The organism is Thioclava sp. NG1, from assembly GCF_003122275.1.
In the GTDB taxonomy this organism is placed as follows: domain Bacteria; phylum Pseudomonadota; class Alphaproteobacteria; order Rhodobacterales; family Rhodobacteraceae; genus Thioclava; species Thioclava nitratireducens.
Genome location: NZ_QFBB01000006.1, coordinates 215,946 through 241,302, shown reverse-complemented (window position 1 = coordinate 241,302; position 25,357 = coordinate 215,946). Strand labels below are relative to the sequence as shown.

General features: G+C 63.2%; 29 protein-coding genes. 18 read left to right on the top strand and 11 right to left on the bottom strand.

Going from position 1 to position 25,357, the window contains the following annotated elements:
- Nucleotides 1-3: 3 nt before the first annotated feature.
- The 3 genes from DEM26_RS13570 to DEM26_RS13560 are packed head-to-tail and all read left to right on the top strand — an operon-like array spanning nucleotide 4 to nucleotide 2,864.
- Nucleotides 4-768, top strand: coding sequence for a hypothetical protein (locus DEM26_RS13570; protein WP_109172619.1), 765 nt, complete (start codon nucleotides 4-6; stop codon nucleotides 766-768).
- A gap of 13 nt (nucleotides 769-781) precedes the next feature.
- Nucleotides 782-2,179 (top strand): flagellar hook-length control protein FliK, encoded by a 1,398-nt coding sequence (locus tag DEM26_RS13565; RefSeq protein WP_109172618.1) that lies wholly within the window; start codon nucleotides 782-784, stop codon nucleotides 2,177-2,179.
- Between the two features lie 10 nt (nucleotides 2,180-2,189).
- Nucleotides 2,190-2,864, top strand: a complete 675-nt coding sequence (locus DEM26_RS13560; RefSeq protein WP_158275124.1) for a flagellar hook assembly protein FlgD — start codon at nucleotides 2,190-2,192, stop codon at nucleotides 2,862-2,864.
- A 38-nt stretch (nucleotides 2,865-2,902) separates the two neighbouring features.
- Here DEM26_RS13560 and DEM26_RS13555 read toward each other — a convergent pair whose 3' ends face one another.
- Genes DEM26_RS13555 through flgF form a run of 5 tightly spaced genes read right to left on the bottom strand, consistent with a single transcriptional unit; the run spans nucleotide 2,903 to nucleotide 6,327 of the window.
- A complete protein-coding gene (locus tag DEM26_RS13555) occupies nucleotides 2,903-3,337 on the bottom strand; it encodes a hypothetical protein (protein WP_146194462.1) in 435 nt (144 codons plus the stop codon).
- Between the two features lie 9 nt (nucleotides 3,338-3,346).
- Nucleotides 3,347-4,102, bottom strand: coding sequence for a flagellar basal body L-ring protein FlgH (gene flgH, locus DEM26_RS13550; RefSeq protein WP_369907845.1), 756 nt, complete (start codon nucleotides 4,100-4,102; stop codon nucleotides 3,347-3,349).
- A complete protein-coding gene (gene flgA / locus DEM26_RS13545; protein WP_088720413.1) occupies nucleotides 4,099-4,776 on the bottom strand; it encodes a flagellar basal body P-ring formation chaperone FlgA in 678 nt (225 codons plus the stop codon). The genes flgH and flgA overlap by 4 nt, the downstream gene beginning before the upstream one ends.
- Nucleotides 4,777-4,780: 4 nt before the next feature.
- Complete coding sequence (gene flgG / locus DEM26_RS13540; RefSeq protein WP_075775839.1) at nucleotides 4,781-5,566, bottom strand: flagellar basal-body rod protein FlgG; 786 nt, start codon at nucleotides 5,564-5,566, stop codon at nucleotides 4,781-4,783.
- Between the two features lie 23 nt (nucleotides 5,567-5,589).
- The gene (gene flgF / locus DEM26_RS13535) at nucleotides 5,590-6,327 is read right to left on the bottom strand and encodes a flagellar basal-body rod protein FlgF (protein WP_088735954.1); all 738 of its coding nucleotides are present in this window, start codon (nucleotides 6,325-6,327) and stop codon (nucleotides 5,590-5,592) included.
- Nucleotides 6,328-6,468: 141 nt separating this feature from the next.
- Between flgF and DEM26_RS13530 the strand changes: the two genes are divergently transcribed.
- From DEM26_RS13530 to DEM26_RS13515, 4 genes are all read left to right on the top strand, one after another.
- Nucleotides 6,469-8,250 (top strand): hypothetical protein, encoded by a 1,782-nt coding sequence (locus DEM26_RS13530; protein ID WP_109172615.1) that lies wholly within the window; start codon nucleotides 6,469-6,471, stop codon nucleotides 8,248-8,250.
- A 133-nt stretch (nucleotides 8,251-8,383) separates the two neighbouring features.
- The gene (locus tag DEM26_RS13525; RefSeq protein ID WP_109172614.1) at nucleotides 8,384-9,682 is read left to right on the top strand and encodes a flagellar hook protein FlgE; all 1,299 of its coding nucleotides are present in this window, start codon (nucleotides 8,384-8,386) and stop codon (nucleotides 9,680-9,682) included.
- Between the two features lie 30 nt (nucleotides 9,683-9,712).
- Nucleotides 9,713-11,125 carry a flagellar hook-associated protein FlgK gene (flgK, locus tag DEM26_RS13520; RefSeq protein WP_109172613.1) on the top strand — a complete coding sequence of 471 codons (1,413 nt, stop codon included), beginning with the start codon at nucleotides 9,713-9,715 and terminating at the stop codon, nucleotides 11,123-11,125.
- Between the two features lie 12 nt (nucleotides 11,126-11,137).
- On the top strand, nucleotides 11,138-12,205 hold the full coding sequence (locus DEM26_RS13515) for a flagellin (protein ID WP_088727884.1): 1,068 nt from the start codon (nucleotides 11,138-11,140) through the stop codon (nucleotides 12,203-12,205).
- Nucleotides 12,206-12,214: 9 nt separating this feature from the next.
- Here the strand turns inward: DEM26_RS13515 and DEM26_RS13510 are convergent, their stop codons facing one another.
- A complete protein-coding gene (locus DEM26_RS13510; protein ID WP_109172612.1) occupies nucleotides 12,215-12,967 on the bottom strand; it encodes a response regulator transcription factor in 753 nt (250 codons plus the stop codon).
- A gap of 152 nt (nucleotides 12,968-13,119) precedes the next feature.
- Between DEM26_RS13510 and DEM26_RS13505 the strand changes: the two genes are divergently transcribed.
- The 7 genes from DEM26_RS13505 to DEM26_RS13475 all read left to right on the top strand — a co-directional run bounded on the left by DEM26_RS13505 (nucleotide 13,120) and on the right by DEM26_RS13475 (nucleotide 17,867).
- Nucleotides 13,120-14,277 (top strand): flagellar basal body P-ring protein FlgI, encoded by a 1,158-nt coding sequence (locus DEM26_RS13505; RefSeq protein ID WP_077701085.1) that lies wholly within the window; start codon nucleotides 13,120-13,122, stop codon nucleotides 14,275-14,277.
- Complete coding sequence (locus DEM26_RS13500; protein WP_075775845.1) at nucleotides 14,277-14,594, top strand: rod-binding protein; 318 nt, start codon at nucleotides 14,277-14,279, stop codon at nucleotides 14,592-14,594. Before DEM26_RS13505 ends, DEM26_RS13500 begins: the two co-directional genes overlap by 1 nt.
- Nucleotides 14,587-15,084 (top strand): flagellar biosynthesis protein FlgI, encoded by a 498-nt coding sequence (locus tag DEM26_RS13495; RefSeq protein WP_088735960.1) that lies wholly within the window; start codon nucleotides 14,587-14,589, stop codon nucleotides 15,082-15,084. The genes DEM26_RS13500 and DEM26_RS13495 overlap by 8 nt, the downstream gene beginning before the upstream one ends.
- Nucleotides 15,085-15,204: 120 nt before the next feature.
- On the top strand, nucleotides 15,205-16,032 hold the full coding sequence (locus DEM26_RS13490) for a flagellin N-terminal helical domain-containing protein (protein WP_088722923.1): 828 nt from the start codon (nucleotides 15,205-15,207) through the stop codon (nucleotides 16,030-16,032).
- Between the two features lie 159 nt (nucleotides 16,033-16,191).
- On the top strand, nucleotides 16,192-16,593 hold the full coding sequence (locus DEM26_RS13485) for a flagellar biosynthesis regulator FlaF (protein WP_075775847.1): 402 nt from the start codon (nucleotides 16,192-16,194) through the stop codon (nucleotides 16,591-16,593).
- A gap of 15 nt (nucleotides 16,594-16,608) precedes the next feature.
- The gene (locus DEM26_RS13480; protein WP_075775848.1) at nucleotides 16,609-17,043 is read left to right on the top strand and encodes a flagellar biosynthesis repressor FlbT; all 435 of its coding nucleotides are present in this window, start codon (nucleotides 16,609-16,611) and stop codon (nucleotides 17,041-17,043) included.
- A complete protein-coding gene (locus tag DEM26_RS13475; protein WP_109172611.1) occupies nucleotides 17,037-17,867 on the top strand; it encodes a DUF1217 domain-containing protein in 831 nt (276 codons plus the stop codon). Before DEM26_RS13480 ends, DEM26_RS13475 begins: the two co-directional genes overlap by 7 nt.
- Nucleotides 17,868-17,891: 24 nt before the next feature.
- On the opposite strand, the gene DEM26_RS13470 is transcribed toward DEM26_RS13475, so the two are convergent.
- The 5 genes from DEM26_RS13470 to fliF form a co-directional block, all read right to left on the bottom strand.
- Nucleotides 17,892-18,908, bottom strand: coding sequence for a flagellar motor switch protein FliG (locus DEM26_RS13470; RefSeq protein WP_075775850.1), 1,017 nt, complete (start codon nucleotides 18,906-18,908; stop codon nucleotides 17,892-17,894).
- A 124-nt stretch (nucleotides 18,909-19,032) separates the two neighbouring features.
- Nucleotides 19,033-19,896 carry a flagellar type III secretion system pore protein FliP gene (gene fliP / locus DEM26_RS13465; protein ID WP_088722925.1) on the bottom strand — a complete coding sequence of 288 codons (864 nt, stop codon included), beginning with the start codon at nucleotides 19,894-19,896 and terminating at the stop codon, nucleotides 19,033-19,035.
- A complete protein-coding gene (locus DEM26_RS13460) occupies nucleotides 19,893-20,294 on the bottom strand; it encodes a FliM/FliN family flagellar motor switch protein (RefSeq protein WP_075775852.1) in 402 nt (133 codons plus the stop codon). Before DEM26_RS13460 ends, fliP begins: the two co-directional genes overlap by 4 nt.
- Nucleotides 20,295-20,945: a FliH/SctL family protein gene (locus DEM26_RS13455; protein ID WP_109172610.1), complete on the bottom strand. Its 651-nt coding sequence runs from the start codon at nucleotides 20,943-20,945 to the stop codon at nucleotides 20,295-20,297.
- A 1-nt stretch (nucleotide 20,946) separates the two neighbouring features.
- The gene (fliF, locus tag DEM26_RS13450; protein WP_369907844.1) at nucleotides 20,947-22,620 is read right to left on the bottom strand and encodes a flagellar basal-body MS-ring/collar protein FliF; all 1,674 of its coding nucleotides are present in this window, start codon (nucleotides 22,618-22,620) and stop codon (nucleotides 20,947-20,949) included.
- A 174-nt stretch (nucleotides 22,621-22,794) separates the two neighbouring features.
- On the opposite strand from fliF, the gene DEM26_RS13445 reads away from it, so the two are divergent.
- From DEM26_RS13445 to DEM26_RS13430, 4 genes are read left to right on the top strand one after another with little or no spacing between them, the layout of a single operon-like run.
- The gene (locus DEM26_RS13445) at nucleotides 22,795-23,340 is read left to right on the top strand and encodes a flagellar basal body-associated FliL family protein (protein WP_075775854.1); all 546 of its coding nucleotides are present in this window, start codon (nucleotides 22,795-22,797) and stop codon (nucleotides 23,338-23,340) included.
- Nucleotides 23,341-23,360: 20 nt separating this feature from the next.
- Nucleotides 23,361-24,296, top strand: a complete 936-nt coding sequence (locus DEM26_RS13440; protein ID WP_158275123.1) for a flagellar motor switch protein FliM — start codon at nucleotides 23,361-23,363, stop codon at nucleotides 24,294-24,296.
- Nucleotides 24,277-24,657 (top strand): hypothetical protein, encoded by a 381-nt coding sequence (locus tag DEM26_RS13435; protein ID WP_075775856.1) that lies wholly within the window; start codon nucleotides 24,277-24,279, stop codon nucleotides 24,655-24,657. Before DEM26_RS13440 ends, DEM26_RS13435 begins: the two co-directional genes overlap by 20 nt.
- Nucleotides 24,651-25,286, top strand: coding sequence for a MotE family protein (locus tag DEM26_RS13430; protein ID WP_109172608.1), 636 nt, complete (start codon nucleotides 24,651-24,653; stop codon nucleotides 25,284-25,286). Before DEM26_RS13435 ends, DEM26_RS13430 begins: the two co-directional genes overlap by 7 nt.
- Nucleotides 25,287-25,357: the final 71 nt, after the last annotated feature.

The following is a 25,357-nucleotide window of genomic DNA, read 5'->3' as shown; positions in this document are numbered from 1 at the left end:
GCGATGGCACGTCATCTGATGATCGCAGGGCACGGGCGCGCAGGCACCACGCTATTTTACAACATGCTGCGCGAGACTCTCAAAGGTTTCGAAATCTCGCCGCGCGAGACCAGCGCGCTTTCCACGATCGGGCAGCCGGGCGACTGGGTCAGCAAGCGGCCGCTCGATATTTTCCAGGTCGCGAATGTCGCGCGGGCGAACGTCCGTAGCAAGCGGATCGATCTGATCGTGCCGCTGCGCGACCCGCGCGACATCCTCGTGAGCCGTCATTCGGCGGTGCCGGACGATTATTTCATCTCGGCGGACGCGATGTATTTCATCGGCGGTCCGGATGCGCCCGCGCCGGTGATGCCGGGGTTCCTGCAGATTCACGAGGCGATCGGGACCGTGCTGAGATCCGGCATTTTCCCGCAGGGTGTATTCCTCCTGAAATACGAAGACCTGGTCAATGATCCCGACAGGATTCAGGAGAAGTTGCGCGATGCGCTCGGTCTGCAATTCGAAGGGCATTTTTCCGATTTCGGCGCCGCCGAAATTCCCGAGGAGTTGCAAGGCCCGCTCAACGGTGTGCGCCCGGTGGAAAAGGCGCGTGCGAAGTGGCTCGACGAAGAGCATCGGGCGCGGATTTTCGATCAATTCTCGCGCTTCCCGGTGCTGTTCGACCTGCTCGAGCAGTTGGGCTACGAAAAGGATCGCGACTGGTTCGCGCCGTTCATGGCGTGGCAGGCGGCCTCGAGGCCCCGGAGCAAGCGTATGAGTTTCGTGTGACGAGGGTGATGAGATGGACGCGATAGCCGCGACATTGCTGAAGGTAACGGCGTCGGCCGCAGGCACCGGGCGCAAATCCGCGACAGAGGGGACCGGTTTCGGATCGCTCGTGCAGGGCGTGCCGGCGGATGGGCTTGCAGCTTCGGGCGTGGGGGCTGCCACGGCGGCCGCGACGCCGGAGGCTGGCGCAGGCGCAGCGTCCGCCTTGACCGACAATCCAGCGCTTCAGGCCGAGCTGGCCAGCAAGCTGCAAACGGTTCGCGACGGCGCGCTGGCAGAGCTGGCGCAGGGCAAGTCGATGAGCGAGGTGCTCAAAAAGCTGGGCGCGTCGCTGGCTACGGTCCTCACGGAGTTCGACGCGGCGCATGGCACGAAGCTGCAGCAAGGTTTGACGCGGGCACTTGAAGGTATGCGGCTGCAAACTGACGGCGCGGGGGCAAAGCCCGCCTCGGATCGTGCGAGCGACAAAAGCGACACGATCGACGCGGTCTTCGCGAGCCTTCTGGTCTCGCTCGGTCTGCAAGCGAAGCCATCTGGGACGGCATCGCCGCAAACGGGTGGTGCGCAGATTCCGTCGGTAGCGGGGCGCATGCCCGCGCACTCTGCTGGCAATCTATCCTCTCCGGTGGCACAGCCGAAGCTTGAGGCAACGCAGACGCAGTCGCAGGCGCAGGCGCAGGCGCAGGCGATCATCGCCGTTCCGCAGGGGCTTGCCGGGGTGATTCCAGCGCCGCTCACGGCGGAGATTCAGCAGAGCGACATGGACCCGCGGGTGCGCGCCGTGCTGGAAGCTGCCGCCAACGGCGCCACGAACACCGGCAAGGTCGAGGCGCAAGCCGCGGTTCTGCCTGCAGCGCAGAGCAAGGGCGACCCCAAGCCCGCCCAGTTTTTTGCCGAGGCCGCCCGTGCAGGCGTCTTGCCCGAAACCGCGGTGGCGCGGCTCACGCAGCATGACGCCAGCCACGTTGCGCGCAGCGACGCTGCTGCCCAATCGGCGCAGACGGCGGCTCAACCCTCGCCGCGCTTCGCGGCCTTCGTCGCGACGCAGCTTCGGCGCGCGGATCTGCAGGAAGGACGCACCCGCGTGGCGCTGACCCCGCGCGGGCTCGGCGATATCGAGATCGACGTGGAGCGCGACAAGCGTGGTCAGGTCAACGTGGTCGTGCGCGCCGAGAGCCCGGCGGTGCTGAGTGCGTTGCGCGGCGATCGCGAGACCTTGGCGGCGATCCTCGCCGGGCAGGGGCTGCAGATGGATAGCGGCGCGCTCGATTTCGAGCAGTTCGGCGGTCACGGCGAACGGGGCGATGAGCGCGCGTCCGGCGCGCATGTTACCGCAGATGAAGACATCCCCGTGCTGGGCGCCGACTGGCAGCCCACCATTCTCGACGGACAACTGGATATCAGGACCTGAGGAGCCACCGATGAGCATCTCACCGACAAGGACCAATCCCGCTGCGACCGCGGCCGACGCCAAGGCGAACCCGGCGCAGTCAAAGATCTCGGCGGATTACAACAGCTTCTTGCAGCTTCTGACGGCGCAGATCCGAAATCAGGATCCGCTGAAGCCGATGGATTCCACGCAATTCGTTTCGCAACTGGCGCAGCTGAGTCAGGTCGAGCAAACGGTGCAGACCAATACCAACCTCAAGACCATCGATGCCAAGCTGAGCGCAATGGGTGCGATGTCGGATGTGGCCCTGATGGGCAAGACAGTGTCGCTCGCCTCCGACCGGATCGAGTTGCGCGACGGTCAGGCCAGCACCAGCTACGAGCTTGCCGCACCCGCCGACAAGGTGACCGCGATCATCAAGACGGAAGACGGGACCGAACTGCGCCGGATTACTGGCCTGCCCGGACGGGCGGGCGAGAAGATCGCGCTGAACTGGGACGGGCGCGATTCTGCGGGATTGCCGGTGCCGGATGACACGTTCCGGGTCGAGATCGACGCGCAGGACGCCGATGGCAATGCGGTCTCGTATGACACCTATCCCAGCACGCAGGTGGAGCAGGTGCGCTTCTCTGCGCAGGGGCAATCGCTGGTTCTTCGCAATGGCGAGGAAGTGCCGAGTTCGCTCATCGTCGCGGTGTCGGGCTGACACGCCTGCACCGGGCGCGATCCGTGATGGGAGGCTTTCTATCCCTGCTTGAACGGCTCGGCGCTGTTTACCTTGGCCGCTTGCAGGCCGGGTACTCGGTCCGCGAGGCCGCGCTCTAGCAGGGTGGCGAGGTCCTCGGGTTTGACCGTATCGGGATCGAACATCCGGTTATCCGCGAGCTTGCTCAAAAGGTCGAGTGTCTCGTCGCGCAGCTTCGGCACCAGCGCGGGGCCATCGGGAAGCCCGTCTCCCTTCAGCACCAGTGTTACGTCGACGTTCAAATAGCTGATCGTACGCGCCCGGTAGACCGGCACCGTGACAGGCCCCAAGGCGACGTCACGCGGCGTGGGTTCGGGCGGCGCTTCTGGGGCAGCAGGTCGCGGCGCGATCTGGCTTCCGCCCAGATAGCCAAGCCCCGCCGCGACGATCGGCACCACCACGACAAGCAGTACGAGTGTTCTCCAGCGCGGCATCGGAGACGATCAGTAGGGGAGGACGACGTCGAGCGCGTCTTCCCCGTAGCGGGGCTGTTGCACCTTGCTGATCTGGCCGCGCCCGCCATAAGAAATGCGCGCCTCGGCGATCTTCTCGTAGGGGATGGTGTTGTCCATCCGGATGTCTTCGGGCCGGATGATCCCGGCCACACGCAATTCGCGCAGCTCGTGATTGACCTTCACCTCCTGGCGTCCCGCGATCACGAAATTCCCGTTCTGAAGCTTCTGGATCACGAGGGCCGCGACCTTCAGGCTGATGGTCTCGTTGCGCTTGATCGAGCCGCTGCCGTTTGAGGTCGATTGCGAGCTGAGATCGACGATGTTGCTGCCGGTGGGCAAGTCCTTCTCGCTGACGCCCGGCAGGATCTTGGCGATCTTGCCGCCATAGCCAAGGAAGGTCGGAAAACCGACGCTCTGGCTGCCGTCGCGGCTCCGCTGGGACGCGTTCTGAAGCTGCGCCTCGTCCTTGATGTTGATATCCACCGTCAGCAAATCGCCCACCTTGTCGGCACGCTGATCGCCGAAAAAGCCGGTGGAGCCGGTCTGCCAGAGCGACGCGGCCTCGGCCCGCTGCGGAATGCGCGTGGGCTCGAGCGGCGGCATCGGCACGCTCACCCGGTTCACCTCGGGGATCGTGTCGCCATCGACCACCATGTCGCTCACTTTTGGGTCGCGCTCAAAGGCCGTGCCGGAACCGCAGGCGGCCAGTGCGAGCATCGGCAGGACGTAGAACGGATGTCTCACTTCTGAATCTCCACTTTGCCGTCGGGCTTGGCGATGCCTTCGACAATCTTGTTGCTCACGAGATTGACCACGCGCACTGACTGGTCGGCATGGGCGTCGGAGATCGCCTTGCCGGGTGCGGTCAGGGACATGGCGCCTTTCGAATATTCGATCGAGACCGGGTCGCCGCGCGAGATGATGACCGGCTCGGTGATGGATTGGCTCATCACCGGGCGTCCGCGGGCGAGCACGCGGCGCACCTGCATCCCCTCCAGATGGTCGAGCCGCGTCACCGCATAGGCGCCCACCTGACCGTAGGGCAGGTCGACGACCTGGAAATCATCTCCGGAAAGAATCTTGCCGGGAAGCAACTGCTGCGTCGGCACCGGGACGGGCACGTTGAGCAGCGCAAGCCCCGCGAGGCGGCGCACGTCGCCCGAGGCCTCAACCGCATTCGCCAGGAACTGCCCCGTGGAGCGGTCCATCCAGAAGTCGCTTATCATCTCCGCGTCGCCCGGGTCGCTGTCTTGCAGCGTGATCTCGAAATGGCCGCTCGGCGGCATCTCCAGCCCCCACGACTGCTCCGCCTTCTCGGCGATCAGCACGCGCACGGATTCGGCGCTCGCGGGGGCGACGAGAAGCGCGGCGGCGAGCGTGGCGAGAACGGCGGTCGCGGAGGCGCGTATCGGGCTCATGGCATCACTTGATCTGGTTCGAGGTGGACATCATCTGGTCGGCCGTCTCGATGGCCTTCGAATTCATCTCGTAAGCGCGCTGCGCCGAGATCAGATCGGTGATCTGCTGGATGATGTTGACGTTCGAGCTTTCGAGATAACCCTGACGCAGGATGCCCACGCCCGGATCGCCCGGAAGCGCCTCGGTCGGATCGCCCGACGCGGTCGTCGCCTGCAGGAGGTTGTTGCCCAGCGGTTTCATCCCCGCCTCGTTGACGAAGGTCGCCATCGTCAGCTGGCCGATCTGAACCGGGGTCGGGTCCTTGCCGACATAAGCCATCACGAGGCCCTGCTGGTTGATCTCGACATTCGTGGTGTTCGCCGGGACGTTGATCCCGGGCGCGACCTCGTAGCCGTCGAGGGACACGATCTGTCCCTCGGGGCTCAGCTGGAATGTACCCGCCCGCGTATAGGCCTGGCTGCCATCGGGCATGTTGAGGGTGAAATAGCCGCCGCCGTCGATTGCGAGGTCGAGCTGGTTCTCGGTCTGGACGAGCCCGCCCTGGGTGTTGAGCCGCACCACGCCCGCGCTTTGTACACCGAGGCCGATATCCACGCCCACAGGGCGCGCTGTCCCGTCGGCAGAGGTCAGCGAGCCTTCGCGTTGCAGCGACTGGTAGACCAGATCCTGAAATGCGGCGCGGGTGCTCTTGTAGCCGGTGGTGTTCGCGTTCGCGATGTTGTTCGAGATCACGTCCACATTGGTCTGCTGGGCCAGCATCCCCGTCGCGGCAATTCCAAGTGCTCTCATGGTTCAGCTCCTTTTCGCGCCGGTCAGACTTTGCCAAGCCTGCGCAACGTTTCCTGACGAAGGTTGTTCTGTTCATCCATCAACTTCACCGCGCGCTCGTAGGAGCGCTGGATGTCCATCATCCGGGTCATCTCGACCACCGGTTGGACATTGCTCTCCTCGATGAAGCCCTGAGCGACCTGCGTCGTTTCGGATGGCGTAAAGGCGGGTACGGCGCCGCCGGGCGCGGCAAAGAGGCCTCCACCCAGCCGGCTGTAGCTCTGGATGTCGGGCACGGCGAACATGCCCAGCGTGCCGATCGTGCCGCTATTCGGCCCCGAAATCGTGCCGTCGCGGGAAATGGTGATCTCCTCGCCCGGCGGGATCGCGATCGGCGCGCCGCCCCGGTCGAGTACCCGATTGCCCGACAGCGTCACGAGATTGCCTTGCGGGTCGACGGTCAGCCGGCCGTCGCGCCCGAAAGCGGTCTGGCCCGCCGGCGTCTGGTAGGCGAACCAGCCATCGCCGTTCAGCGCCACATCGAGCGGGTTCGAGGTTTTCGTGAGGGATCCCTGCCGGTCGTCGAGATAGGAGCCCTTGTCGAGCACGTAGCTCACGTCATCCTCGGCCCCGGCATTGCCCTTCGACTCGAAGCTCTCGGTCAGCGAGCGCTCCGCCTTGAAGCCGGCCGTGTTGGCATTGGCCATGTTGTTGGCGGAGATGTCGAGACTGCGCCACAGCGTCGAGGCGAGGGATAGGGAGACGTAATTTGAGCTATCCATGAATGTCCGCCCGCGCGAATAGAACTTGTGGCTTTGCTTGGACTGCTGCCGATTTCCGGTCGATAATGTTTGCTCTTCTTGGAATAATCAATACTATTCTTTAAAGAGGGAAGGAATTATGGCGCGTTTGGGCAAGAGGTGATGGAATTGCGAGGCGGTTTCCCCTTGATGGGCGGCGTTTTGGCGCTCTGTCTTCTGTGCGGCCCCGCCGCGGCGGAGGCCATACCTGCGCCGCCACCATTCGATTTCGCGCAATACACTCAGGCGGGCTTCCTTGCGGACCGCGATGCGCTAACCGCAGGTTTCGCCGCGGCCGAGCCCGGGCCGTCGCGCGCGGTCGCGCGGCTCAATCTGGCTGAATTCTATCTCGCGCATGTCATGTTGCCCGAGGGGCGGTCGGTGCTGGGCGACGAGATGCCCGACGGTCTGATCCCCGCCGAACAGGCCCGCTGGCGCGCGATCGCCGCCGGGTTCGATATCATGGAAGGGGTGGGGGTGCCGACTGGCACGCTCTTGCCCAATGCGGATTGGGCGAACTGGCAGGATTATCACCTCTGGGCGGCGCTGAATGCGATCACGCAGGGCGACGCGGAGGAGCTCGAGGGGAACCTCGCGGGTGCGGCGGACCGGCTGCCCGCCTATCCGCCCGTTTTCGTGGAGGCCTGCCTGCCCGCGCTTCTGGAAGGCGCGATCGCGGTCAAGCAATGGGCGCTGGCCGAGCGACTGAGCCGGGATTTCGACAACTATCCCGAGTTGAAGGCCCAACCGGTTTACAGCTTCCTCATCGGGCGGGTGGCAGAGCAATCGCATCATCCGGAGAAGGCCTACGCCGCCTATCGCGAAGCAGCGAAGGGACGGGATCGATACGCTCAGCGGGCGCGGCTCGCTCTGGTCGATCTCGGCCTTGCGAAGGGTGCGCTCACGACGGACCAAGGTTTATCCATGCTCGCCGAGGCCAATCTTGCGTGGCGCGGCGACCGGTTCGATCTTCAGGCCCTCGAACAGCGCGCGCATCTGGGGGAAAAGAGCGGTCGCGATGTGGAGGCGCTGATCGCCTATGGCGAGATCCTGACCCGTTTCCCGGACCGCCCGCAGGCGCGGACGGCCGCCGAGGCGGCGGATCGGTTGCTCAAGGCGTTCTATGCGAAAGGCGCGGCGGGGAAGATCTCGCTCACCGCCTTCACCGCAGGCCATCAGCGCTTGGAGCCCTATTACGAGGCTCGCGCCGATTTCCATGCCTATGCCGAGCAATTCGCGGATCGTCTGCTGGAACTGGGCGCCACGACGCAAGCCTCGTCGGAATATCGCAAGATCCGAGAGGCTCTCAGCGTGCAGCGCAAAGATAACCCCGAGGCGGTGTCGCAGGACCGGATGGCCTATCTTGCGCTTCGCGAGGCGGAAGCACTTGCCCGTGGCGGGCAATTCGCGCGTGCCGCCAAGGTGTTGGAGGCCTCCGAGCGTCCCGCCGACGCGCAGGAGCTGAACCAGTTCAACGCACTGCAGGCCCGCGTTCTGGCCGAGGCCGGAAAGACCGATGCGGCCCTGGACACCAAGGTCACCGCGCAATCGATCGACCATCTCCGGTTGCAGGCGCAGCTCCATTGGAAGAAGGGCGACTGGTCAGCGGCGACGCGGTCCTATCGCGCATTGTGGAAGACGGCCTCTGGTGATTTTTCGGAGACCGATGCGGTCCAATTGCTGCTGGCTGCCTACCGGTCCGGCGACCTGACCACGGCCCGCAGCGTCGCAGAGGTTTTCCCCCGTCTCGCGGGGCGGGAGGACCTGAACAAGCTCGTCGCAAGCCTGCTGGCCGAGCCCGCCAAACTGACCCCGCTTATGGACGCCGCAGCGCGGGATCGGCTGCGCAACGCCGGTGATGCGATCGAGATGGTCGGGGCGGAGGCGAAGCGGGCAGGAGGCTAGGTATCTTTGCTATGCATTGCGCCCCTGACACGAGGACAAAGAAAAACGGCGGATATTTTTAACTTCAGTGAAACATCACTCGTCTATCTCTTGGATAGGACCCCTTTCTCTTCGGACATGAGAGGATAAAACCATGAGTATTTCGAGCGCAATGCAGACCGGTGTGAGCGGCCTGAATGCGAACTCCGTCGCCGTTGGCGAAATTTCCGAGAATATCGCGAATGCGAACACCACGGGCTACAAGCGCAGCTTCGCCCAGATGGTGACCATGACGCCGACCGGCGGGCTCAACGCGCCATCCGGGGTCAATGCCGTCGTCTCCTCCGATCTGCAGAATGGCGGCGCGGTGATCCCTACCAACTCGCCCACCGATTTCGCGGTGAACGGGAACGGGTTCTTCGTCGTGTCCAGCAACGCCAATACCAGTGTGCAATCCGATTACGTCATGACGCGCGCCGGCTCGTTCCAGCCCGACGAGAACGGCAACCTCGTCAATTCGGCGGGCTACTTCCTGTCCGGCTATCCTTACACGGACGTCAAACTCGCCACGATCGACGGCAACAGCTTCAACGGTCTGAAGACGGTGAACGTCACGGACGCCACGCTGAGCGCGAAGGCGACCACCGCGATCGGGGTGCAGGGCAATCTTCCCTCGCAGGAAACCGGCGACGCGACGCCGGGCGCGCCTTTCACCTCCTCGTCGCAATATTACACGCCGCTCGGCGCGGTGAAGCGGCTCGAATATTCGTGGCAGCCGACCTCGACGCCGAACCAATGGGACATCACTGTCTCCGATGGTGACGGCGTGCCCTATGGTCAGGTGACGGTCGATTTCGCCCCGGGCGGTGCCAATGCCGGCGCGCCGATCAGCTATTCCGGTGTGACCAACCTCGCCACGGCCCCCGGCGCTTTCTCGATGGACACGACCACGGGCGTGATGAGCCTGACGATGAATGACGGCGGCACCACGCAGCCGATCGAGATCGGGCTCGGCGCATTGAACAGCTTCGACGGGATCACCCAGTTCGCTGGCGATTTCACGCCCCAGAAGTTCACTGCAGACGGCTCCTCGTCCGGCGCGCTGACCCGGATCGAAGTCGACGATACCGGCACGATGTACGGAATCTTCGACAACGGGCAGCGCCAGCCGCTCTACAAGATTCCGCTCGCCCATGTGGAGAACCCCAACGGCATGCAGGAGATCGACGGCGACGCCTATCGTCTGACCCGCGACAGCGGCGCCTACACGATCCACAAGGCGAACGAGGGTCCGGTGGGCACGATCAGTTCGGGTGCGCTCGAAGGGTCGAATGTCGATATCGCGCAGGAACTGAGCGATCTGATCCGCACCCAGCGGGCCTATTCCACCAACGCCAAGATCGTCACCACGATGGACGAGATGCTCGACGAAACCACGCGCCTCAAGCGCTGATCGTCACGCTGAGAAGAACGGAGCAAACCGATGAGCTTGACCGGCGCCCTCCAGGCGAGCACGAGCGGTCTGCGCACGGCGCAGATGCAATCGGAAGCGACCTCGCGCAATATCGCGAATGCGAGCACCGAGGGCTATGTGCGCAAGGAGCTGCCGCAGGTCACTATCTCGGGCGGCCTCGTGCAGACCGGCGAGGCGCGGCGCGACGTCGACGCCTCGCTCAACCGCATGTATCGCCAGCATTCTTCTGCCATGGCACGCGAGCAGGCGATCTTCGAGGCGGTGGGCGAATATACCGCGACCCTCGGCCAGCCGGGCGATGGGCTGTCGCCCGCGGATCGACTGACCGACCTGCGCAGCTCGATGATCGCGCTGGCGAACAATCCTGGCAACAACGCGGCGCAGAACGGCGTGGCCTCCGCCGCGCAGGAGATGGTGACGTCGCTCAACCAGAGCAGCGACATGCTCGCGCGGATCGGTGGCGAGGTTGATATGGAGATCAAGTACGACGTCTCCGATTTCAACGAGACGCTGCATAAGATCACCTCGCTCAACAAGCAGATCTCGGATGCGCAGCCCGGCTCGCTCGGCGCGGCCGATCTCGGCGACCAGATGGACGTTCTGGTGGAAAAGGCGTCGAAGTTGATCGATATGCAGGTGCGCCGCTCCACCGATGGGCGGGCCACGCTCTACACCGCGGGGGGCACGCCGCTCGTCGATGGCGATCAGGCAAATTACGTCACCTATGACAAGGTGGCCGGAAAGCTGTTCGCGGGCAAGACGGAGATCACCCCGGAATCAACTGACGCGCGCGGCTTCCAGAATGGCAGCATTGCCGGGCTGTTCGCGGTGAAGAAGGATGTTCTGCCGCGCTTCCAGCTTCAGCTCGACGAGATGGCGCGCGGCCTCGTGCAAGGGTTCGAGGGGGCGGATGCCTCGCTCGCTCCGGGGCAGGCGGGTCTCTTTACTGACGCTGGTGCGGCTTACGATCCCGCTAAGCTCGACGGGCTTGCCGGACGGATCGCCGTGAGCGCAGCCGTGGACCCTGCGCAGGGCGGGCAGTTGTCGCGACTGCGCGACGGGATCGGTGCGACCACGCCGGGCGCGGCCGGGGATTCGACGCAGATCGAGGCCTTTGTGTCGATGTTCGACGCCCCGCTTTCGGCGAATCCGGACACCGGGCTGGCGGCGTCCCTGTCGTTGCGCGACTACGGCAGCAGCATGATCTCCGCGCAGGAGTTCGAGGGCACCCGCGCGCAGGAGCGTTTCGCTGCCGCCCGCACCGCCGCTGAAACCGTGAACGGTACGCGTCAGAGCATTCAGGGCGTGAATATCGATGACGAGATGCAAAAGCTGATCACGATTCAGCAAAGCTACGCCGCCAATTCGAAAATGATGACCGCCGTCATGAAGATGATGGACACGCTGCTCGCCGCCGTCTGAGGAGACTGAACGATGATCCCCCTGATCCGGAATTCGCTGTCGACCCTGCAGATGAGCATCATCTCGCGCCGCTCGGTCGACCGCACCACGGCAGAGCTGCAACGCACGAGCGACGAGGTCGCGACCGGGCGCAAATCCGATGTCTACGCGGATATGGGGGCGAAATCGGCATTCGTCCTCGCTCTGGAAGATCGCGCGACCACAAATTCGAATTACGTCACCTCGAACAAGCTCCTCGGAAGCAAGCTCGATATGATTGCATCGAGCGCGTCGACGGCGCGCGGGGCCGCGCAGGATGTGCTCGGGCTCGCCGTCGGTAACCTCGAGCAACCCGGCGCCGCGGCGGCGACCCTGCAGCAAAGCGCCCGCGCGGCGCTCGATACCATCATGACGAGCCTGAACATCTCGCTCGACGGCGAGCACCTGTTCTCCGGCGTCGCGTCGGACAAGCCCGCGCTGCGGGGCTATGACGTGGCGAATGGTGCGACGGGCCTGTCGGCAAAGGATGTCCTGGCGGGCATCGTCGGTGGTGGCCCAGCGGATGCGACCCAGGCGGCGGCGATGCTGTCGCAGATCGACAGCGTGTTCGACGACAGCAATGCCGATCCGGCCAAGCGCTTCAGTTCTACCTTCTTCAAGGGCGACGCGACGAGCGGAGCGGCGCGCAAGTCGGCGTTGATCGGGGATGGCGAGACGCTTGATTACGGGATGCAGGCGAACGATCCCGAATTCCGCAACATCATCAAGGGGCTCGCACTCTTCGCCTCGACCGACGTCTCGAAGATCACGGATCGGGATGCCTATAAAAGCTGGGTGGCGGCCGGGGTCAAAGCATTGAGCGATGGGGTAGAGGGGCTGCGCAATTCCGAGACCGCCCTGGGTGCGAAGCAGAAGCGGCTCGACATCAAGCTGACGCAGCAGCAATCGATGGATGCGGTGCTCAACAGTCGGCTGTCGGATTATGTCTCGGTCGATCCCTATGAGGCCGCGACGCGGATGACGGCACTGCAGACGCAGCTCAACGCGAGCTATAGCGTTGCCGCGCAGATGTCGAAACTGTCGATCCTGAATTATCTCTGAGCCGCGCGTTTATCGCGCGGCCACCGTGCGGCGCGAGTCGGTCTGCTCGTAAGCGGCGATTTTCACGTCGCTCGTACTATCCATTTCGCTGAACTTGTAGCCGCGACCGTAGACCGTCTCGATATACTGGTGGCCGCTTTCGGCCGCGTCGGCGATCTTCTTGCGCAGCTTGCAGATATAGACGTCGATCACCTTGTCGAAGGGCTGGTCGTCGCTCATCCCGTAGACCGCGTCATAGATCGCGCCCTTTGCGATCACCTTGTTCGCGTTCAGTGCCAAGTGCTGGAAGATCGCGTGTTCGCGGTTCGACAGTTTCAGCCGCACACCGGAGACAAGCGGGTCGCGCCCGTCGAAGAAGGCGGTGATTTCGCCGACGCTGATGCTCTCGGCGGCGTGGCCATAGGAACGCCGGATGATCGAGTTGATCCGCGACAGCGCCTCGATCCCCTTGATCGGGCTGACCATGACATCGTCTGCCCCGGCATCGAGCGCCTCGGAGGCGTCGCGCGAGTTCTTGAAGTCCCGCATCACCAGTACCGGGTTGCGGCAGCCGCAGCTGCGGATGGCCCGGATGTAATCGGTCACTTCGGGGCAGTCGCCGATCAGGATCGCCCGCGTGTCGACCCCCTTCTGGTTTAGTGTGCTGAGATCGGACGCGAAGAAGGACGCAGGGATGAGGACGGGCTGCAACCCAACGCTCTCCAGCTCGCCGAGCAGGCCGCGAACACGGCCATCGCGAGGCTCAAAGACGTAAATATTCATACAGGTCTCCATCCCGGGCAAGTTTCTCGCACAAGCGGCAAGCTCACGCTAAGTTGCCACAAAGGATTAGTCAAGAATAGTACCGATTTATATTGGACACTATTCGCGTTTTACTTTAATTTAATGAAATGTGTCGGTGACGTGAGGAAACTATGCTTGCTGCCTTGTGCCGAAAAAGTCGTCGGGCGTCGCTTTCTTGCGCCGGGTTTCGCGGAGCGCTCGTCGCGCTCTCCGTCTTTGCGGGGGTGCTCAGCGCGATCCCGGCCACCGCACAGGTCCGGATCAAGGACATCGCCAGTTTCGAAGGCGTGCGCGAGAACCAGCTTGTGGGCTACGGTCTCGTCGTTGGCCTGAACGGGACTGGCGACACCCTCAACGGCAGCCCTTTCACGAAGAAGTCGATCGAGGGGATGCTCGAGCGGCTCGGAGTCGGCAATCTCTCCGGCGATGCGATCAAGACGAAGAATACGGCCGCGGTGATGGTGACTGCCAAGCTGCCGCCCTTCGCCCGCCGTGGTTCGACGATCGACGTGACGATCTCCTCGCTCGGCAATGCGGACAGCCTGCGGGGGGGCACGCTGATCGTGACGCCGCTCGTCGGCGCCGACGGTGAGATCTACGCCGTGGGGCAGGGGCCGATCTCGGTTGCGGGCTACAGCGCGAAGGGCAACGCGGCGAGCATCGTGGACGGTGTGCCCACGGTCGCGCGCATGGAGAATGGCGCAATCGTCGAGAAAGAGATCGATTTCGAATTGAACTCCATGAACTCGGTGCGCCTCTCCCTGCGCGAGCCGGATTTCACGACGGCCTCCCGGGTCGCAGGGGTGATCAATGACAAGCTCGGCCACAACACCGCGCAGATGCTCGACCCCTCCACGATCGAAGTGCAGGCGAAGGGCAAATATGGTGTGCCGGAGCTTCTGGCGATGATCGAGAACCTCCCCGTCACGCCCGACTCCGTGGCGAAAGTAGTGGTCGACGAGAAGTCCGGAACGATCGTGATCGGCGCCAATGTGCGGATCGATCAGGTCGCGATCAGCCAGGGCGGGCTGACCGTGAAGGTCAAGGAAAGCTACGCGGTCAGCCAGCCGAAGCCCATCTCCATCGGGCAGACGGTCGTGGTGCCCGAAACGGATGTGCAGGTCGAAGAGCGCAACACTCAGTTCAGCGTGCTCCAAGGAGGTGATGTCAGCCTTCAGGACCTCGTGGACGGTCTCAATGCGATCGGTGTCGGCGCGCGGCAAACCATCTCGATATTGCAGGCGATCAAAGCCGCCGGCGCGCTTCATGCCGATCTGGAGATCATCTGATGAACCCGCTCGGTCCGTCGAAGCCATTTCTCTCGGCTGCGTCGCTCAAGGCGCCTGCCGCATCTGGTGCGAAGTCGCAGAACGCGAAGGAGATCGCCAAGAATTTCGAGGCGACCTTCCTGCAGCAGGCCGTGGGCGAGATGATGAAGACCGTGAAGATGGGCGGGCTGGATGGCGGCCACGCCGAGGAGATGTGGAAGTCCTTCCTCGCGCGCGGCATCGCGGATGAGATCGCCGCCTCGGGCCGGACCGGAATCGCGCAAAGCGTCGAGCGGATGATCGGCGCCTATACTTCGAACGGAGAAGATCATGGCTGAAGAAACCCCGTCGCGATTTCGCAAGCGGATGCAAGCCCGGCGCGACGATATCTCCGCCGACGGGCCCGTCCTGACCGAGGAGGACGACGCCAACCTCGCCGCTTTCGAGGCGAATATCGATGCGACGCTCGATCTGTTGCATGAGGAAATCGCGGCGATCGAGGCGGGACATCTCGACCGCGTCACGGAGCTTTATGATCGCAAGGCGGACCTTCTGAAGCGGATCGAGCTGAAGATCCCAGTGATCGAGCCGTTTCTGGAGGCGTCTGAGCAAGCCGCGCCCGCACTTCGCGAGAAGCTCCGCCAGCTGAAGGTCGCCGTGCAGGACAATAGCGTTCTGTTGTCGCGGATGTCCGACGCGACCCGGGACATCGTGCGCGAGATCGAGAAAATCCGGAACCGGCACAGCCTCGACGGTCTCTATGGAAAGAGTGGCAAACCGGTCACAGGACAGGATGGTCCACAGATGCATATCGATAAGGAATTCTAAGTTTCGGCCAAACGTTAACCCGCGCTTAATCTTCGGTCCAAAGTTCCTCTCCACGGCTCGCGCCGTTTTTCTGTCAGAAGACGAAAACAAAATATCTTTCAGAATGAGGAGTGACCAGAAATGTCGTCCATTCTTACCAATACCTCCGCGATGAATGCTCTTGCGACCCTGCGTTCGGTGAACAAAGGTCTCGAAGACACGCAAAACCGCATCTCGACCGGCAAGAAGATCAACTCGGCGAAAGACAACGCCGCGTATTTCTCGATCTCGGAATCGATGAACAGCGACAGCGGCATGTACAAGTCGATCAACGAAGGCCTGACCCTGACCAAGAACTCGGTTTCGACCGCACGTCTCGGCGCAGAGTCGGTAAAGGATCTCGCCCAGCAGTTCGTCGAGCGTGTTTCGTTCGCGCAAGGCGATGCGGTGGATCATGCTGCGGTTCAAAAGGAACTGCGCAGCATCGTTGATCAGATCGGCACCACGATCAGCCAGGCAACCTTCAACGGTGACAGTCTCGTCGACGGTTCGGCGAACGTGACGGTCGTCACCGGGATCAGCCGCGCAAGCGGTTCCTTCGCAACGACGTCGATGACCTTCCAGGCGGTCGATCTCTCATCGCTTCAGGCGACGCTGAGCGGGATCGACATCTCTGGTGGTTCGGCGGCGGTTCTGACCAGCGCGCTGACGAGCGCACAAAGCGCTCTCTCGACGGCCATCGACAACGCGACCTCGCTGGGCGTTGCGGAGAAGTCGCTGGAAGCTCAGCAGAACTTCCTTGGCAAGCTGACCGACAAGCTCGACACCGGTGTCGGCAACATGGTCGATGCGGACATGGAGCAGGAGGCGGCTCGCCTGCAGTCCTACCAGGTTCAGCAGCAGCTCGCGACGCAGTCGCTCTCGATCGCGAACCAGGGCCCTCAGAACCTTCTGAGCCTGTTCCGCTAATCGGTGGCGAAGACATGAATGGAAAGGCCCCGTGCAGTGCGGGGCCTTTTCTTTTATCGCGCTCCGGTTGTCTTTTCCCCCAAAGTTTAAAAACGCCTTTAACCGGGTTGTGCTAAGTTCGGGCAAAGAGAACAAAAGAATATCGAGAGGAGAGCTTGCATGAGCGTCGCCGCGTATAAGCGAACCATTTCCGAAACCGAGTCTCCGCGGCAGATCGAGCGTCGTATCCTGTCGCGCGTCACTGGCGAGCTTGAGGCCTTTCTCGTCGATTATGACGAGGCGCCACGGGCCGGACGGGGGGCGATCCTCGCGCAGGGGCTGCGCACCGCGCTCTGGGAAAACGAACGCATCTGGACGGCATTGCGCGATGACCTCGCGGAGCCTGCGAACCAGTTTCCCGCCGAGTTGAAGGCCGGGCTGATCTCGCTCGCGCTCTGGGTCGAGCGGCAGACGCAGATGGTGATGGGCGGCGGCGGCGCGGTTGCGCCGCTGGTCGAGGTGAACCGCAACATCATCCGCGGGCTCAGCGGCGACGCGGGCGAGCCGGTCGCTGCGGAATAAGAAGGGGCGCGGGTCATGGCATTACGACTGACGTTGAAACCGAACGAGCGGATCGTGGTCAATGGATGCGTCATCCGAAATGCCAACCGCCGCCAGACACTTCAAATCGAGAATACCGCCGACGTGATCCGGGCCGAAGACCTGCTGGATGAAAACTGCGAGCCGACCCCGGTGAAGCAGGCCTATTTCCTGATCCAGACCGCGCTGATCCGCGCCGATACCCGCGACACGCTGGTGCCGGTCATTCAGGAGAAGCTCGCCGATCTCGCCACGATCTTCAGTGCCGCCGTGGTTGGCAGTGTTTTCGAGGCCGCGAACTGGGTGTCTCAGGGCGATTATTACAAAGCGTTGAGCGCGCTGCGCCCGGTCATGCGCCGCGAAGAAGAACTGTTCGCCCGCCTGTCCGCAAACACGAGCGCGACGGCGGCGCTGGAGGGCGAAGAATGCTGACGATTTCGGGCATGAGCAGTCGGCTCGCGCTGAGCCTGATCGATCGGACGCAGGCCAAGCAACTCGATCAACTGGCGCAAGAGCCGCAGCATGCGCGCGCGATCAGCCGTTTCCGCGAGAAGATCGGGGATATCCATACCGCGGCCGACTTGGTGAAGGATTACGACGCCTATAGTTTCGTGATGAAGGCCTTCGATCTGGAAGACCAGATGTTCGGCAAGGCGATGATGCGCGAAATCCTGTCGAGCGATCCCACTGACAAAAGTTCCCTCGTCAACAGGCTCACCGATCCGCGGTTTCGCAAGCTCTACGATGCGCTCGGGTTCACCAATGGCGGCACTGCAAACGCGAATACCTCCTCGGCCTCGTGGCAGGACAAGATCGTCGATCAATATGTCAGCCAGCAGTTCATCAATGGTGAGCGCGACCAGAACGAGACCGTCGGGTCCGTGCTCGAATTCCGGCAGAAGCTCGGCGGCGTCAAAACATGGTATTCGGTCCTGAAAGACAAGGATATGGCGCAGTTCATGCGCACCGCTTTGGGGATCCCGAATGACGTGGTGAAGCTCGATGTCGAGCGGCAGAAACAGATTTTCGAGGACAAGTTCGATCTTGCGAAACTCAAAGACCCGAAAGAGGTCGATGATCTGGTCTCCCGTTTCGTCGCTGTGTCCGATGCGAATAACTTCTCAATCGGAGGGGCGGCGGGGAATGCTGCGGTGACGCTGATGCAAGGCGCGGTGCAGGGGGGCTCGGGCCAATTCGTGCCCGCGACCTTCGATTTGACTGCGATCGCTACCTTCTCGGCTTCGCGCTACCGGTAAGCTGGTCGCCGGTCACGGACGGCTTCAGTCGATAATCACGTCATCATCGTCGAGCGGAATCCGGATTTCGTCCTCGCGCGACAACTCGAGCGCATAGTCCACAAGCGCGGATTGCGCTTCTTGCACCTCGCGCCCGCGCACCGGGCCCATCGCGGTCATTTCCTCGTTCAGCATGTCGCGCGAGCGGGCGGGCAGGGCGCTCAGGAAGTAGTCGCGTACCTCCTTCTTGGCCCCGCGCAAGGCGAGCGGAAGCGTTTGCCCTTCGACCCCGCGCATGACTTTGACGAGGCTCTGCTGGTCGAGCTTGCACAGATCGTCGAAGGTGAACATCTTCGCCTTGATCGCACCGAACGCCTCGGGAATACGTTTTTCCAGACGCTGGGTGATGTCGTCGAACAGCTTGCTATCGAGCTTGTTGAAGAGATCGGCCATGCGCTGCTGCGGGTCCGGCCCGGTATTGCGCGTCGCCGAGCTCATGAACTCTTTCTGCAACGTTTCTTCGATGTTCTGGAAGACGTAACGGGGAACGGTCTCGATGCCGATCATCCGCTCCAGCACTTCCATCATGCGCTCTTCGCCCAGAAGCGGCAGCACTTTCGAGGCGACCTCGGGTTTCACCTTGCTCAGGATCGCCGCGACCGTCTGGTCGTGCTCTTCCTTGAGATAATTTGCGATGATCTGCTCGTTAAGCGCCGAGAAGTTTTCCCAGATATTGCGTCCTACCAGCGGGCCCTGAATCTCGTTCATGATGTCGGAGACGCGCTCGTCGGGGAGGAACCCCTTGAGCATGCTCTCCGCCATCTCCATCGAGCCCACGAGGCCGCCGCCATCGCCTGCGGTTTCCATGAACTCGCTCATCACCTCTTCGACGATATCGGCGGGGATCGTACCAAGGGACGAGATCGCATGGGTGATCGAATGGATGTCGTAATCGTCGAGCCGCTGCATGAGCCCTGCGCCGTGTTTCTCCCCGAGGCAGAGGAAAAGAATCGCTGCCTTCTCTGGGCCACGCAGTTTCTTGTAATCCCGGGAGGTTCTCATCGTCGGCGCTCGATCTGTTCTGAGGTCTCGGCAAGGATAGCAGGCTATCCTTGTATTCTCAATCAAGATCGCGCGCTATTCTTTGTAGTGATGTGTTTTCTAAGGATAGGGGCGGCGCAGAGGCTTAGCCACCCCCGCCATAGGCGACGTAAGATTGCATCATGCTCCCTGCGAGCATGTACCAGCCGTCGATCAGCACGAAGAAGATGACCTTGAAAGGCAACGAGATCATCACCGGCGGCAACATCATCATGCCCGCACTCATCAGCACCGATGCGACGATGAGGTCGATCGCGATGAAAGGCAGATAGATCAGGAAGCCGATCGTGAAGGCGCGCCGCAGCTCGGAGATCATGAAGGCGGGGACGAGGGTGCGCCAGTTCGCCTCCTCCGCCGTGGCAGGCGCGGGCGTCTCGGGCGCGGGTTCGGCGTTTTGCCCCGCTTCGTTGTCGCGGACGAGATCGGCGAAGAGCTTCAGATCCTTCGGGCGCGTATTGGCGAACATGAAGGCCTTGAACGGCGCGCCGATCCCGACGAGCGCCTGTTCCTCGGTCACCGTGTTGTTCAGAAGCGGCCGCAGCCCCCCGGTCCAGGCATCGTCGAAGACCGGCTGCATCACGAAGAAGGTCATGAACAGCGCCATCGCGCTCAGCACCATGTTCGGCGGCGTCTGGTTCAGCCCCAGCGCTGAGCGCAGCATCGAGAAGACGATCACGAAGCGGGTGAAGCTGGTCATGACGACAAGGACGCCCGGCGCGATGCTGAGCACGGTCATCAGCGCGATCAGCTGAATGATCCGCCCGCTCAGGCTGGCCGATGCATCGCTGCCTGGCGCGGCATTGTTCAGCCCCTGCGCTAGGTCGCTCAGCAACCCGCCCGCCTCCTGCGCCTCTGCGCCGCTGCTGAAAGCGAGCGACGCTACGAGCGTCAGGGCGACAAGTGGCAGGCCGGGTTGCGCCGTCAGAAATCGCTTCGTGAGGTGGATCATCGTTTCGGGACGTAGTCTTTGACGATCTCGGTGAGCGTGACGCCGAGCCGGTTGTCGCCCACTTTCACCAGATCGCCCCGCGCCACCAGCCGGTCGTTGATCACCACGTCGACCGGCTCGCCAATCTTCTTCTCCAGCTCGATGACCGAGCCGCGGCTCAGGTTGAGAAGCTGCGAGATCGGGATACGGCTCTGACCCAGCACGATCTGCACCGAGAGCCCGACATTGAGCATCGCGTTGACGTTCTGCCCGTCGGCATCGCTTTCGGCCTGTTTGCTGGCGAGCGTATGCAGCAGGGTCTCGGCTGCAGCGGCGCGGGCTTCGCCCTGCGTCGGCTGGGTTCCGGTTTCCGGCGTCTCAGGCGGCTGCGTGGATTCGGGCGTATCGTTGTCGGACATTTACACGGCTTTCCTGATTGGTGTGGCTTGGGGAGAGATCGTCTGCCGCAGGGCGATGAGGATGCTGCGGCAGACCGTCTCGAAGCTGTAATCCATCACGCCGTCTTCCCAGTCGGCATGGATGTCGCCATCGGCAAGCGCCGGGTCCGCGACGATGTTCAGGGCGGGGCTGTTCGGCCCGGCGCTGGCCTCGATCACCGGCGTCAGCCCCGTGACATTGGCGGGGGAGAGGCGGATCGTGAGGCTCGGTTTGCGCAGCGCGATTTCCATCGCCCGACGGATCTGGGTCTCGACCCGCGCGGTCGAGCAGCTCTCGATGAATTCGGGGAAAACCTTCTCGCAAACGCGCAGCGCGAAGCCGCAAAGGTGTCGCTCCAGTGCCGCTTGATGAGCGAGCTGGTTGCCCAGAAGTGCGGTGATCTCCGGCGAGAGCTTTTCCAGCGCCTCGGTCTGGCGTGCCTCGAGCGAGGTCGTGATCTCGGTGGTAGCCTCGTTGCGGCCTTGCGCACGGCCCGCCTCGAACCCTTGGGCGCGCGCGGCCGCCGCCGCGGCATCGAGATCGGCCTGGGTGAAGACCCTCAGGCGTTCGGCGGCGCGGCGGGCGTCTTCCGCCTGCATCTCTTCATCGAAGTCTCGCTGGAAAACCGTCATGTCATGCCTCGTTGAGCAGCCAGCCGCGCAGGACCTTGAGGGCCTCTTGCGGTTCTTCTTCGGCGATCTTCTGGATTGCCGAGACCTTGCGCTTCAGGATCGCGCCGCTGATCGCGAAGTTGGTGACGAGCTCCTCGTCCCTGGCGGGGTCGTAGCGCTCCGCACGTTGGACGGGCGCTGCGGGCTCGGCGGCCTCCTGCGTTCGGGGCGCGACGGCACTGGCGGGCGCTGCGGGCAGGGTGTTGCCCGCGGGTGCCGCTGCTTCCGCCTCGCCCTCGGGGGCTGCGAGCGCCCCGGCGCCGGGCGCCTCGCTCAGCCGCGCGCGTTCGCGGTCGGCCCGGTTCAGCAACGGGCGCAGGCCGAAGACAAGCACCGCGACCACGATCAGAAGGGCAAAGACCCAGCGCAGGATCGACACGATATTGTCGGAGAGCCGCTGCATCAGCGTCGGGCCGACCGGGCCGCCGACTTCCATCGAGTAATCGATGAAGCGCAGGCTATCGACCGAGACTGTATCGCCGCGATTCTGGTCGTAGCCGATCGCCGATTTCACCAGTGCGGTGAGACGCGCGATTTCCTCGGGCGAGCGTTGTTCGTATTTCAGCGAGCCGTCGTCCTGCACGTTGTATATGCCGTTGACCAGCACGGCGACCGACACGCGCTTGACTGCACCCGCTTCGGTCGTGGTCTCGCGCCGGGTGTTGCCGATTTCGTATTGCACGGACTCGCCGTTCTTGCTGCGGCTGTCGGTCGTGCTGCTCGCGCCGGGGCCGCCAAGCGCGCCAGGGATGTTGTTCCCGGTGTTCACACCCGCATCGCCATTCTGCACACCCTTTTGCTGCTCGGCGTTGTTCTGGGTGGAGCGCACGACTTGCTGATCGGGGTTGAAGCTTTGCTGCACCACGACTTCACGCTGGTTGGACAGGTCGACATTGACCTGCACGCGGGCATTCCCCGCACCGACACGCGCCGTCAGGATCTGCTCGATCGAGCGCGCCATCCGGTCTTCGGTCGCGGCCTTGTTCGACTGGAGTGTCGCTTGCCCGGCCGCATCCGAATTCTCCGCGAGGATCGTCTCGCCGCTGGCCGAGAGCACCGTCACTCGGTTGCCGTCGAGATTGGGTACTGCCGCCGCGATCAGGTTGCGAATGGCCAGCGCCTCCTTGCGGCTGATGCCGCGGGTGGAGGCGGCGCGCACGATGACGCTCGCGCTCGGGTCGGGGCTGGTGCGCGAGAAGGCTTCGCGTTCGGGCAGAACCAGATGGACGCGGGCGCTGCGCACCCCGTCGATGGTCTGGATCGAGCGCGCCAGCTCGCCCTCCATCGCGCGCAGACGGTTCACATGCTGCATGAAGGTGTTCATGCCGAAGCCGCTTGCGTTGTCGAACAGCTCCCAACCGGGTTCGCCATCCACTGGCAGGTTCTTTTCGGCCAGCGCCATGCGGGCGCGGGCCATGTCTCCCTCCGGCACCGACACCGCGCTGCCGTCTGCAGACAGTTGCGTCTTGAACCCTGCCTGTTCGAGCGCGTCGACGATTCCGGCTGCGCTGGAGGGCGAAAGCTGGCTGTAGAGCAGCTTGTAGTTCGGGGCGGTCACGACGGATAGGCCGAAGACCAGCGCGAACACGCTGACGACGCCGACGGCCCCAAGCATCAGCAGCTTGCGCCGTCCCAAGGATTGAAGATTCCGCAAGAATTGCTGCACGGCGAACACCAGTTATTCTTCATCTACGCAATAGAAGCTATTCTATCTTTGTATTGCAAGTAAAGTACGGATGTATATACTTCACGACATCCAATGAAGATCGGGTTTTATCTTTAAGTTCGACGAAGAGAGGCGCGGTAGCCGATGACAGATGCGGCCGTTGATGGAGAAGAGCTTGCCGAAGCGCCTGCCGGGCGCTGGCGTGTCTTGCGTGACCACAAGCGTCTCGTGATGGCGGCGGGCGCCCTCGCGGTCGTGGCCATGTTCTGCGGTGGATTCGTCGCTTTCGGTGGCGTCTCTGCCCTCACCGGGGGCAAACCCGCAGAGTCGGCAGGCCATGGCGGTACCGGCGCGGGTGCCGCGGCCGGCGGGGACGCGCTACTGGATTTCGACGACATCGTGGTGAACATCACCGGGACGACCGCGGACGGCGCCTCCGCCGCGCGCTACCTCAAGATTCACCTAGCGCTGGTCTATCCCGAATCGCCAGAAGCCGAAGCCGCGATGGCCGAGAAGAAACCCTTCATCCGTGATACCTTCACTGGATTCCTCCGGCAGATGACGGTCGAGGATCTGCGCGGCAGCATCGGTCTCATCAAGCTCAAGGCGGAGCTGCTCAAGCGCGCCCGCGCGGTCGTCGGGGACAATACGCCGAGCGAGGTTCTCATCAGCGATCTGGTGGTGCAGTGACGATGGGGGAGCAGGCGGACATGGCGATGGCGGCGACGACGACGGCGGAGGTCGAGGACGAGATCATCCGCATGTCGATGCTCAATTACGAGCGTCTGCCGATGCTGGACGTGATCTTCGAGCGCTTCGTTCTGTCCTTCTCCAGCTCGCTCAAGTCGCTGACGGGTTCGGTGCTGGACGTGACGCTGGGCGACGTCGAATACCTGCCCTTCGCCGACGCGATGAAAAGCCTGCCCAAGCATGGTTTGATCGCGGTCGCGCAGGCCGATCCTTGGGATGACCAGTTTATCCTTTCGCAGGATCCGGTCTTCCTGTTCTCCGCGCTCGAACTGATGCTGGGCGGGCAGCCGACGGGGCGGGCGAAGGATGCCAAGAACGGCTTCACGACGATCGAGCGCCGGATGGGAGAGCAGGTCGCCGAACGCATCCTCGCCGACATGGCGGTGGGCTTCCGTCAGATTTGCGAGGTCTCATTCCAGGTCGACCGGATGGAGAGCAATCCGCAATTCGCGAACATCGCTCAGCCCAACAGTCCCACGGTCCGCGTACCGCTCAAGGTCAGCCTCGAAGGCTACCACGGCGAGGTTCATCTGATCCTGCCTTACTCGACGCTGGAGCCGGTGCGCCCGCTGCTCACCAAGATATTCTTCGGGGATCGGCTGGGCGCGGACAGCTCGTGGCGTACGCAGCTGAAACAGAAGATCGAAGGGTCGTCGGTGGCGCTGACCGCGCAGCTGCACGAGCTTGTGGTACCGATGCGCGAGATTCTGGACTGGAAAGTGGGCGACACGCTCGACCTCGGGATCGACGACACCCAGCCGGTCCTTCTGCTCTGTGCCGGGAGTCCGGTTCTCGAAGGCGAAATGGGCAAGAAGCAAAACGGGTCGATGGCGCTGAAAGTGACCGCGAACCTCATGGGAAAGGACGAGTGGAGCAATGATGTCGATGCTGATTAACGCGATTATTCTCGTGTCTCTTGTGGGGCTGATGGCCTATGGCGTGGTGATCACGCGACGGGTCAAGAAGCTGATGCTCGTGCTCGAGGAAATGGAGCCGCTCGTCGCCGCTTTCTCCGCGGCCGTGGACAAATCGCAGCTCTCCGTCGAGGAGATGAAGGATGCGGTCGCTGAGGCGCAGAAAGCGCCCGCGCCCGAACCGGCGCCCGCGCAAGAGGCTGCGCCCGCCCTGACCTTCAACTCGCGCCGCGCCGCGCCGAAAGCGCCGATGGGATTGACCCGCGTCACCGGCAAGGCAGAACTGGTTAAAAGCTTCTTCGAGCAGACCCGCGTGCGCCGGGAGGCGCAGGGGCAATGGTGAAGAGCCGCCCCCTGCAGGTTCTCGTCGGTGTGCTGCTGCTTTCGGGCGGCGCGAAGCTCGCGACCAGTCTTCCCTCGGACATGATCCCGTTCCCGGACTCACTTTTGCAGTCGGCTCTCGCAAGCGGAGCGGAAAAGCCGCCCGCGGTAAAGGCTTCGTCGGCGGACGCTCCCGGCGATGCCAAGAGCAGCTGCCCCCCGACGCCGGAGGAGCTTTTGATGTCCGTGCGGCAGGAGCGCGACCTTCTTGCGGAACAGAAGAAGAAGCTCGACGCCCGCAGCGCCGAGATCGAGCTTGCCAAGCAGGGGCTCGACACCCAGTCGCAGCATCTCACCGAGTTGAAGGACAAGGTGACCAAGCTGCTCGACCAGGTCGACAAATCGCATACCGCCGACGTCGATCGCCTCGTGTCGATCTACAAGAACATGAAGCCGGCGGCGGCGGCTTCGATCATGAACGACCTCGATATAGAGGTGACGGTCATGGTGCTGGCCACGATGAATGAGCGCGACGTCGCCCCGATCATGGCCGCGATGACCCCGGTGCGCGCGCGGGCCGTCTCCAAGATCATTCTCGAACGTTCGAAGCTGCCGGGCGACCAGAAGCTGGTCAACGTCAAGCTCAACTGAAACGCGCGGGCGTTCCGGCCCGCGCAGCTACCCGAATTTGCATCCGTTTTGGGGAAAAGGGGCGTTCAGCC